Genomic DNA, 9,068 nt, shown 5'->3' with positions numbered 1-9,068 from the left:
CATATGTGTATCTCTCCCAGCATTGGACGCGGCCGCGCGGCGGCGCCTCTGGCGGCTCCCCCCGGTTCGAGCGCCGTCCCCGGATTGACCAGGCCGCGGACGACGGTGCTCGGAGCGAATTGCCAGGTGCACAGCGTTGTGCCGTAACGGTTGGGAAGCTGTCGTTCAACCCTCAACGATCGAGAGGCGAACGGGACACACCGTAACGATCGCCGTGATCAGCGGTAAAGGGGCTACAGGCACTCAGAGTGACACCCGCCGTGAAACATTGGGGCATAACAATCATGTAAAGAGGGTGAACCGAAACCAGGGGAGATGCGTCCCGACCGTCCCGGTTCAGGCGATGATGCGCCAGGACTCCTCTTCCTCCGCCGGCTCGTACACGGCCAGCAGCACCGCTTCCCCGCGGTCCGGGGAGGAAACGCCGCGCTTCCGCATCTCCTTCTTCGACTCCACCACGCTGTGGCCGGACGAGCGGGTGGACAGCTTCGGCGCCGAAAGCTGCCCGGCCGTCATCTCGTCCACGCGCAACCTGATCCGGGTGGTGCCGTACTCGTCCGGCCGGACGAGTGCCCGCATCGCCAGCCACATCACGTCGCGCTTCAGGAACGGGCGCAGCGTCGGCTCGTCCGGCTCCCGGCCGGGGGACTCCGACACCAGCACCGGCACGATCTCCGCGCCGTGCTCGCCCTCCCGCCCCCACGCCGCCAGAAGCCCCGCGACGCCCCACCCGAGGCCGTTGCCGTCCACCTTCACCCGCACCGGGAGAGGACTGCCGAGAGCCTGCGCAAGCGCCTCCGCCCGCCGGATCTCCGCCAGGATGACGCCGGCCACGGCGACGGGGTCGGCGTTCTCCGGCCCGCTCGACGTGTGCTCGACCGTGGCCAGGTCGCCCACGAGCCTGGCCACCACGAGCTCGTCGCCGCCATCCGACGCGACGTCGACGCCGAGCCGCACCCACGCCCCCGACCGGACCAGCCAGTCGCTGGTCTCGTCGGCCAGGCCAAGGTCCCGCAGCCGCCACCAGCCCTCCCGCAGCTTGGGCTCGTCCATCTCGACGGCGGCCTCCACCCAGTCCGCGGGGATGACGACGTTCGTGAGCCCCTTCGGAAACTTGGCGTGGATCTTCGCCCGCACATAGTTGCTCTTGGGCCCGTGGACGCGCGTGGTCCGGTCAATCCACGCCTTGTCCACCATGTGCTTGGCGGGGGTGTGGCCGCCGCCGGGGCAGGACTGGCACTCCCCGAAGTCCTCCCCGGTCAGGTTCGGCGTCGAGAACGCCGAGATCGGGATCGTCTCCACCTCCGGGTCGGCGCACAGCCTCTCGAACCAGGTGTTCACCTCGTCGGTGGGCGGGTTGCCGATCGCGATCATCCTCGCGCCCTCGCCGACGAGCAGACCGGCCAGGTTGTTGCCGATCGTGTGCGCGATGCCGCCGGCCTCCTCGACCACGAGCAGCAGGTTCGCGGCGTGGATACCCTGCACGGCCGCCTCGTTGTGCGGGGCGGCGGCGATCCCGTACGCCACCACCGTGTCGAGGCCGCTCGCGTCCGGCAGCTTGTACTGGGCCATGTCGATCGTGCCAGGCAGCCGCGCCCGGGTGTGCGCGGCCCGCACCTCCGGCCAGAGCTGGCGGGCGACCTGCCGCCACAGCGGCGCGAGCGTCACCACGGTGTTGGTGCCGACCGGATAGACGAGCGACGCCCACAGCACGAGCTGCCCGCACGAGAACGTCTTCGAGCTGCCGAAGCAACTCGGGACGGCGACCTGCTTGTGCTCGGTGAGCGCGGTCATGAACCGGCGCGGCACCGACCACACCGCCGCGCCGAGCACCTGCTCCACGAACCCGACCGGATCGTCCTGCCAGACGGCAAACGACGTGCCAGCGACACGGTACGCGGCCGCGTATACCTGCCGCGCCTCGGCCTCGGGCAAGTCCTCCAGGACCAGCCGCCTGTCCTCCGGCGGCAACGTCATCAGCTCGATGAACATGTTGTTCGCCAGGATCGAGCGCGGGTCGCCTGGCGGGTTGATCTCGGACGGGAGGGTCAACGCCACGGCGTTCCCCCGGGCGTGGCCGCCCCGGGCGCGGACAGCTCGGCGGCACCTGTGCCCGTTTTGGGCATCTGGTGGCGGGAGCGGGCGCACGCCCGGGAACCGGTGATCACGGCCCGGCATGATGAAGCTCCGGCGGACTACCGTCCAACCGGGGCCAGGGTGAGGGAATACAACCGGCCAGGCCACACCGCGACGATGTAGCGTCGAGAGCGGAGGGGAGTATCCCTAAGCGACGGCGCTCGACACTAAAGGTGCCTGCACCACGTGCGAGTCACCCGGGCCCGCCGGTCATGTCCGCGCATGCGCGGACAGGCGGGAGAGACCTCCAGCACATCAGGCATGCCCTGGATGTGCTGGACCCCCCTCCAGGGCCTCCCAGCTCATCCAGGCAAGAGCTGGTAGGGAGCCCCGCGGTGACCATCACCGACTTCTTCGAGCACTTCGCCTCGACCCTCGCGTCCATCGCTGCCATCACTACAGCGGCGCAGGAGATCATCCGCAGACGAAGGCGCAAGAACCACAACGACGACCAGGGCGACGACCTGGAATCCTGACCAGGGGCCCGGAACGGTGAAGCCCCGGCGGACCAGCGTCCGACCGGGGCCCGTCATCGTCCAGCGGCTACTTGAAGATCAGGCCAGCCTCGCGCACCTTACGCTCGATCTCGGCCACAAGCTTCGGCCCAAGACCGGGCACCGTCCGCAGGTACTGCTCGCCGAGATACAGCAGCCCCCGCACCGACTCAACGCCCACCTCCTTCAGCGGCCGCACCGCGCGGGCCGGCACCACCGCCGACACCGGCTCACCGAGCAGCTGCTCCACGCCGCTCGCCTTCGCGGCGAACTCAACCGGCTCGAACCAGCGGCTACCGGCCGCGTCAACGACGTGCGACGGAAGCTCGTCGCCCCGGTCCTGCCAGGTCCGCACCCGGGTCTTCGCCTGGTCGTAGGTGAGGCCGAGCAGCGCGGCCATCCCGGCGAGGTTGCGCCGCCCCGCCTCGTCGTAGCCGCGGCTCACCGCCTCGTCCCGGCCGACGTACTGGTCCCACCAGTCGCCGAGTTGACGCGGGTCGTACAGGTCAACGCCGCCGTACTCGTCGGTGGAGGCGAACTCCATGCCGTTCTTGCGGGCGGTGCGCAGCCGCTCCAAGAGGTAGGAGTAGGAGACGCCGGAGCTCTCAGCGAACTCCGGCAGCGTCACCCACCCCAGCCTCAGGCGGTCCCACCAGGCCGGGAACACATTGGGGTCGGCCATTAGCACGCGGCTGCCGACCCGCGACATGCCCTCGGGCTCGCCGCCCGCGAGCCGGACGGCGGCGACGCGCTCCAGGAGCCGCTCGACGGTCACGCCCAGCCGGTCGGCCATCGCAGGAAGGGGGATCATCCCCGCCGTCTCAGCGCGCTCCTCGCCGGCGTCAGGCATGTCCTGGTCGGGGGTGTAGCCGCGTTTGGCCGCCTCGTCCAGGTCGGTGCCGACCATCGTGGCCGACAGGCCGGTCTCGCGCGCGATGTCGGCCTTCGTCAGCGGCTCGCCGTCGACGCGGGCTTGCGCGAGCTGGAGCACGCCCCGGATGCGGCGCTCGCGCGCCTTCTCCTCCTCCAGGGCGAAGTCGCCGATCTGGGTGACCCGCTCCTTGACGACGGCCTTGGCCTCCTCCAGCGACGTGATGTGCATCTTCTGGGCGGTTGTCTTCAGGCGGGAGACGTTGGGCGCCTTCTTCAGCACCTTGTACAGGTCGACGCGGTTGATGCCGGCGATGCGGCTCAGTGGCGCGACCTTCTTCTGGTCGTACAGGTGGTAGAGGATGAAGACGCCGAGGTTCCGCTTGTGGGCGGCGTCGTCCTGGCGGGTGCGGGCGGCGGTCACCTCGTCGTGGGCGTCCTTGACGGTGGCTGCGAGGTGCTTGAGCGGTGCCGGTAGCGTGCTGGTGCTCATGGTGGCTGGGTCCTTACTGGTTCCTGGGGCTTACATCCTCCCGCTCAAACGATCGCGCGGGCGTGTGCACACCTGCACACATCTGCGAGTGTAGGGCATCTTTATGATCCTGTGAACTCCTATTGGGCGTTCTCCTCCCGAGCGCGGCCCCAGCCCCAAGGTGAGGTGATCGTCGCAGGTCACTGTGCGCGACGGCGTTATCCGCCGAGGGTCGGTTTCGGTCCGAGCGTTTGGGGATGAGTCAGGCGCGCAGCCGCTCGACAACACTGAGAGCCCAGTGTCTATACCTTGCTCGCGACCACCATGTAGTTCTCGGCCTCAAGATCGAACGTGCTCACTTCCGTCCGGAGTCCGACCCGGTGCAGCTCGACTTCGAGTTCCTCGTACCGGTAGGGCCAGCAGGACAGCAGTTCCGAGCGGACAAGAACCAGCCCAGTCGCATCAACTTGCGCGATCGCAATCTCGATGTGGTGCTCCTCCTCCCAATGCGGCGCAATCTCCCAGCGGTAGACCACGACGGCATCGCGACCGTTCCGGCGGACGAGTCGGTCACTGATGTCCAGCCGGGAACCTCTGGCCCTCACGAGTTCCCAAGTGCGGGATGTGAGCACCAAGCGCCCGCCAGGGCGCAGAAGCCGTGACATCGACTCCAGAGCAGCACCCCTGCCTGTCGCGCCCGCGGCATGGTGAAGCGAGTTGCCAACGCAGAACACCATGTCGAACGTGTCGTCCTCGAAATGGTCGGGCAACTCTTCCCAGTTCGCCCGCATGGCCCGGACGGATGCCCCGAACTCCTCAGCCAACTCTGCAGTCCGACGAACCATCGCTTCGCTTGCGTCAGTCGCGACCACCTGCATGCCACGACCGGCGAGGCCAACCGCCAACTGTCCGGTTCCGCACGAACAGTCGAGGACGTGAGCGTTCGACGGCAGGAGACTGAGGACGTCACCGAACGACGCAGCGAACTCGGCTGGAGGCAACTTTGCATCCGAGATGAGCCATTCGTACACCTCGGCAAGCACGTCATAATCCGTCACAACCACTACCTCCGTCACGCGGCAGACTCACGGCGGGACGTCAGTCCATCATCGGAGCAAGCCGGGCACCAATGGTTTTCGCAAGGACAACCCGCCCGCGCATGCCGCGGATAGCGCGAGCTGATCCGTGTCATTCGCCGTGGTGTCCGGCGCTTCGGAACTATCAACACGTCCGAACTTGATACCCAGCGTGTCCAGTAGTCCGGGAGCCCCCGGTTACGCCGGGTCGCCTTGGGACCAGGGACATGCTCGGGAGCGGCGGGCCTATTGCCTCGGCTCGTCGCTCGACGCGCTGGTGATCAGTGGCTTGCCCTGGATGCCCGTGCCGCTGACGCGGCAGGCGCGACACTGCCGGTAAATTTTCTTGCTGGTCGGCCCGCCACAGGTCTCGCAGTTCCCCTTGGCATTGACTGCCCGGCGCTCTCGGGCATGAGCGTCTCGGCACTCAGGCGCACAGTAGTTGGACACCCGGACATGGGACTTCTGCAGCGTGAACTCCGTGCCGCAGCGCGTGCAATTGACGGTCTTCCGCTTGGAAGCATCGGTGCACTCCCGGCTACAGAACCTCGTCGAGGATGTCGTCTTCTCCGCTGAGAACTTCATGCCGCACTGCTCACACACCCGTTCTCGGGCGGCGCGCAGCCAGGCTCCCCGGCACCGAGGCGAGCAGAACCGCCGCTTCAGGTGCTTCCACGAGGCATACGTAGGGCACTTCTTGCCGCACTGCCCGCAGGTGTAGGTCGGCCTCTGGACGACTCCCACCCGGTAGACCAGCACCTCGGTGCGGGCATGCTCGAGGAGCCCAGGCACATACTCCTTGCGCCCGCTCACTTCCACGACCTGATCATCATCTGCCCAGGCCGCCTCATTAAGTCCGTCCAAGATCAGCTTAAGCATGTTGTCGACGTCGCGGCGCTGCCTAGTCGAGGCGAAGAACAACGCGACCACGCCGTAAGTGTTGTCCGAGTCTGGCTGATGCAGTGGTGCTGCACGCCGGAACTCGCGTGCTACGGCTTGCTCAGCTTGGTGGGTTTTTTCAGGGGTGTAGACGCGGGTCTTGCTTCCTCGGCCGGTGAAACGCGGCCTCGCCTTGGAGACGGGTTCGCCCTCGATGGTGAAGCGTGCGACCGCTTGGAGGTCTCGCAGTTCTCGGATCAGGCCGAAGAATGCGGCCTCGTCGCCGGCCTCGGAAACCATGCTGATGGTCATGCGGATGCTCCTGTTCGAGATGGATGATTCGCGGGCGGCGGAGCCAGGGGCGCGGGTGCGCCATCGAGCCGGTTAGGCGGACTGCTAGATCGGTACTTTCCGCGCGCAAAGGACTTAGGAAGTCAGGCGGCGCGGGTGCGCCGCTTTTTGGCCTGGTAGAGGTCTTGGCGATGCAGGTTCTCGGCCTGCTGGCACGGCACGCACAAGGGTTGGCCCGCCCTGCGGTGCCGGCTGGCGGTGGTGTGGGTGGCGGTTTCGCCGCCGGTCACGCACTTGGCCTTGCGGGCGGCCTTGGCGACCTGCTGGCGTGCGTCCGGGATGGGGCGGCCGTCCTCGTCCCAGGTGATCCACTCCAGGAGCCGGGTGACCGGCTGGTCGACGGGGACGATCGCGGCCAGGATGTACGGGAGCGCGTCGCGCTGCTCGTGGGGGAGCGCCTGGACGAAGTCGCGGCAGGTGTCGGCGTCCTGGTCGCGGATCATCACGGCCAGGGTGAGGGCGGCCTCCAGGGTGCGTTCGCCGAGTTGCTGACGCTGCCGGTCGGTCAGCGGCGCGGGGGTGGCGGGCACGGCGGGGGGCTCCTCGATCACGGCAGTCGGGGTGGGGGCGGGGGAGCGGGCAGCGGACCGGTAGCGCTCGACAGTCCGCCGGGACGTGCCCAGCTCCCGGGCGATGACATCAGCGGTCACGCCGGGCCTGTCCAGTTGGAGGAACCGCCGGTAGCGCTCGGAGGGCGGGCCGCTGGTGGGCGGCGCCACCACCGTGGCGGTAGCGCCGCGCACCATGGCCGTGCTACCTGGCGGCCGGGGCAGGCACGCTCAGGCGGAACACCGCGTCACCGCAGGCGCACACCACCTCCGGCCAGCGCGAGTCGTGCGTCCACCCGCCGTGCTCGCCGTGGCCGGCGGCGTCGAGCAGGTCCCACACGATGGCGGGGTCGAGCTCGACCGTCTGCGCGGCCGGGTGGACGACGACGTCGCGGGCGGTCCCCTCGATCTGGCGTGCCTGCCGGGCGTCCACGACGAGGTTGAGGTCCCCGAGGTCTGCGGCGACCGCCGACAGGGCGGCGTGGAAGTGGAGCAGGTGCGACTCGCGTCGCTCGGCGTCCTGCGGGGTGCCGTCGTGGCCGTTCTCCAGGTCCGTGGCGATGGCCAGGTTGGCGAGGGCGAGTTCCTCCAGGTGGGAGTTCTCCGGCGTGCCCGGCATGGTGGCCGTGACGGCGTAGTCGGCGAGGCGGGGCAGCTTGACGCCGTGGGGGAGCGGCAGGAGGAGGACGGCGTCGCCGTCGTTGTGGTCGGGAGCGTTGATCGTGACGGTGGTCATACGGGGGCCTTCTCTTCCTGGGGGTTACTGATGGATGGCGTGCGCCAACGCGTTTCGCAGACACGCCGTTGCACGTTTTGAAGTGTAGGGCATATTTATGTCCTCCGCTACTAGGTCGTTGAGGCTCTCCCCGACAAGAGGCTTGGAGGGAAGCACATCCAGGCGCTTACGTCGCATCCACGCCCAGAGAAAGATCACGAATAGACCCAAACCGGACAAACAGGGATTACGTCATTACGTTTCGTCATTTCGTTACGTTGCGCAAACGAAATGACGAAACACGGAATGACGAAAAGGGCGGCCGACGCGCCGCACGGTCGGGCTGACAAGAGACCATGAACCACGCCAGGATGGTCGGCATGACCGAGCCCGGCGCCATCGCCGACGCGAAGACCTGCAACTTCCCGGACTGCCCGAACCCCCCCGAACCCGGGGACGGGAAGCCCGGTCGCGACCCCGGATACTGCGCACAGCACGACCGGCATTCCGCCTACCGGGAGAAGCTACGACGCCGCCGGGAAGCGGCCCGCGCCGCAGGAGAGCAGATCCCCGACGACCTCGGACGGCCGGTCACCATCTCCACCGCCCGCGCCGCCGAGATCCAACGCACCACGGTCGAACGCATCGAGGCCCTGACCGGCGACCTGCAACGGATCGTCGCCGAACTCCAAGTCGCCGGCGACCCAGAAGCCGCCGCGACCGAGGTGGACAACATCCGCACCGAGGCGGCCGAGCAGGTCGCTGCGGCCGACAACCGCGCCCAGCAGGCCGAGCAGCGGGCGCGCACCGCAGGCGAGCGCGCTCGCACGGCTGTCGCCGAGCGGGAAGAGGCCGACGCCGTCGCCGAAGACTCGCTACGCCGGGCCGACGAGGCGACCGCCCGTGCTGAGCAGGCCGAGCAGACGACGGAGCTTGCCCGCGCTGAAGCGGATCGGGCAAAAGAGCAGGCCGAAGCCCTGGTGGCCGAGTCGCTGCGTCATGCCCAAGAGCAGATCGAGCAGGCTGAGCAAGACGCGGCCGCACAGGTACGCGCCGCCCAAGAACAGGCCCAGGCCCGCGTCCAGGAGGCCCAGGCCGCCGCCGACGCCCAGATCCGGACGGTGCGGGAGGAGACCGAGCGGCAGGTCGCGCATGCCCGCGAGCTGGTCACCGACGCGAAGGAGCGCGCCGAGGCCGACGTGGCACAGGCCCGCGCGGAGGCCGCCCAGGTGCGGCAACGCGCCGACGCCGACGTACAGCAGGCCCAGGCCGACGCCGCCGCAGCCCGCACCGAAGCCGAGCAGACCAAAACGGCGGCCGCCGCCGACGTGCGCGCCGCCCGCGAGCAGGCCGCCCGCGACGTCCAGGCCGCGCAGCTCGCGCAGGCCCGCGCCGAACAGGGGCAGGAGGACGCCCGCCGGGCGCTCGAACGCGCCGAACAAGCGGCTGAGCGGGAACGGGAGACGCTGCTCCGATCGCACCAGGCCGAGATCAACGCGCTCACGGCCGCCGGCGACGCGCACGCCC

The 9,068-nt window shown here is 68.8% G+C and carries 8 protein-coding genes; 2 read left to right on the top strand and 6 right to left on the bottom strand.

The window, feature by feature from the left end; translation table 11 throughout:
- Window positions 1–336: 336 nt before the first annotated feature.
- The gene (locus ACWCSD_RS40430; RefSeq protein WP_449922798.1) at window positions 337–2,058 is read right to left on the bottom strand and encodes a hypothetical protein; all 1,722 of its coding nucleotides are present in this window, start codon (window positions 2,056–2,058) and stop codon (window positions 337–339) included.
- A 413-nt stretch (window positions 2,059–2,471) separates the two neighbouring features.
- Between ACWCSD_RS40430 and ACWCSD_RS40425 the strand changes: the two genes are divergently transcribed.
- Window positions 2,472–2,612, top strand: a complete 141-nt coding sequence (locus ACWCSD_RS40425; RefSeq protein WP_449922797.1) for a hypothetical protein — start codon at window positions 2,472–2,474, stop codon at window positions 2,610–2,612.
- Between the two features lie 67 nt (window positions 2,613–2,679).
- Here the strand turns inward: ACWCSD_RS40425 and ACWCSD_RS40420 are convergent, their stop codons facing one another.
- The 5 genes from ACWCSD_RS40420 to ACWCSD_RS40400 all read right to left on the bottom strand — a co-directional run bounded on the left by ACWCSD_RS40420 (window position 2,680) and on the right by ACWCSD_RS40400 (window position 7,562).
- Entirely contained in the window at window positions 2,680–3,993 is a 1,314-nt protein-coding gene (locus ACWCSD_RS40420) for a hypothetical protein (protein WP_449922795.1), read from the bottom strand.
- A 281-nt stretch (window positions 3,994–4,274) separates the two neighbouring features.
- Complete coding sequence (locus ACWCSD_RS40415; RefSeq protein WP_449922793.1) at window positions 4,275–5,048, bottom strand: class I SAM-dependent methyltransferase; 774 nt, start codon at window positions 5,046–5,048, stop codon at window positions 4,275–4,277.
- A 246-nt stretch (window positions 5,049–5,294) separates the two neighbouring features.
- On the bottom strand, window positions 5,295–6,239 hold the full coding sequence (locus ACWCSD_RS40410) for a RusA family crossover junction endodeoxyribonuclease (RefSeq protein ID WP_449922791.1): 945 nt from the start codon (window positions 6,237–6,239) through the stop codon (window positions 5,295–5,297).
- Between the two features lie 122 nt (window positions 6,240–6,361).
- Complete coding sequence (locus ACWCSD_RS40405) at window positions 6,362–7,024, bottom strand: hypothetical protein (RefSeq protein WP_449922789.1); 663 nt, start codon at window positions 7,022–7,024, stop codon at window positions 6,362–6,364.
- Between the two features lie 7 nt (window positions 7,025–7,031).
- Entirely contained in the window at window positions 7,032–7,562 is a 531-nt protein-coding gene (locus tag ACWCSD_RS40400; RefSeq protein WP_449922787.1) for a hypothetical protein, read from the bottom strand.
- 359 nt (window positions 7,563–7,921) lie between these two features.
- Here ACWCSD_RS40400 and ACWCSD_RS40395 point away from each other — a divergent pair.
- Window positions 7,922–9,068: hypothetical protein (locus ACWCSD_RS40395; RefSeq protein ID WP_449922785.1), on the top strand; the 1,147-nt coding region annotated here is incomplete at its 3' end.

The organism is Nonomuraea sp. NPDC001684 (assembly GCF_053596515.1).
Note: the sequence above shows the minus strand (reverse complement) of the source record. Positions and strands in the feature narration are given on the sequence as shown.

What these genes read in the sequence shown, in the direction of transcription:
- ACWCSD_RS40410 (WP_449922791.1), bottom strand. Translation starts at nt 6,239, where the DNA reads ATGACCATCAGCATGGTTTCCGAGGCCGGCGACGAGGCCGCATTCTTC.
- ACWCSD_RS40400 (WP_449922787.1), bottom strand. Translation starts at nt 7,562, where the DNA reads ATGACCACCGTCACGATCAACGCTCCCGACCACAACGACGGCGACGCC.
- ACWCSD_RS40420 (WP_449922795.1), bottom strand. Translation starts at nt 3,993, where the DNA reads ATGAGCACCAGCACGCTACCGGCACCGCTCAAGCACCTCGCAGCCACC.
- ACWCSD_RS40405 (WP_449922789.1), bottom strand. Translation starts at nt 7,024, where the DNA reads ATGGTGCGCGGCGCTACCGCCACGGTGGTGGCGCCGCCCACCAGCGGC.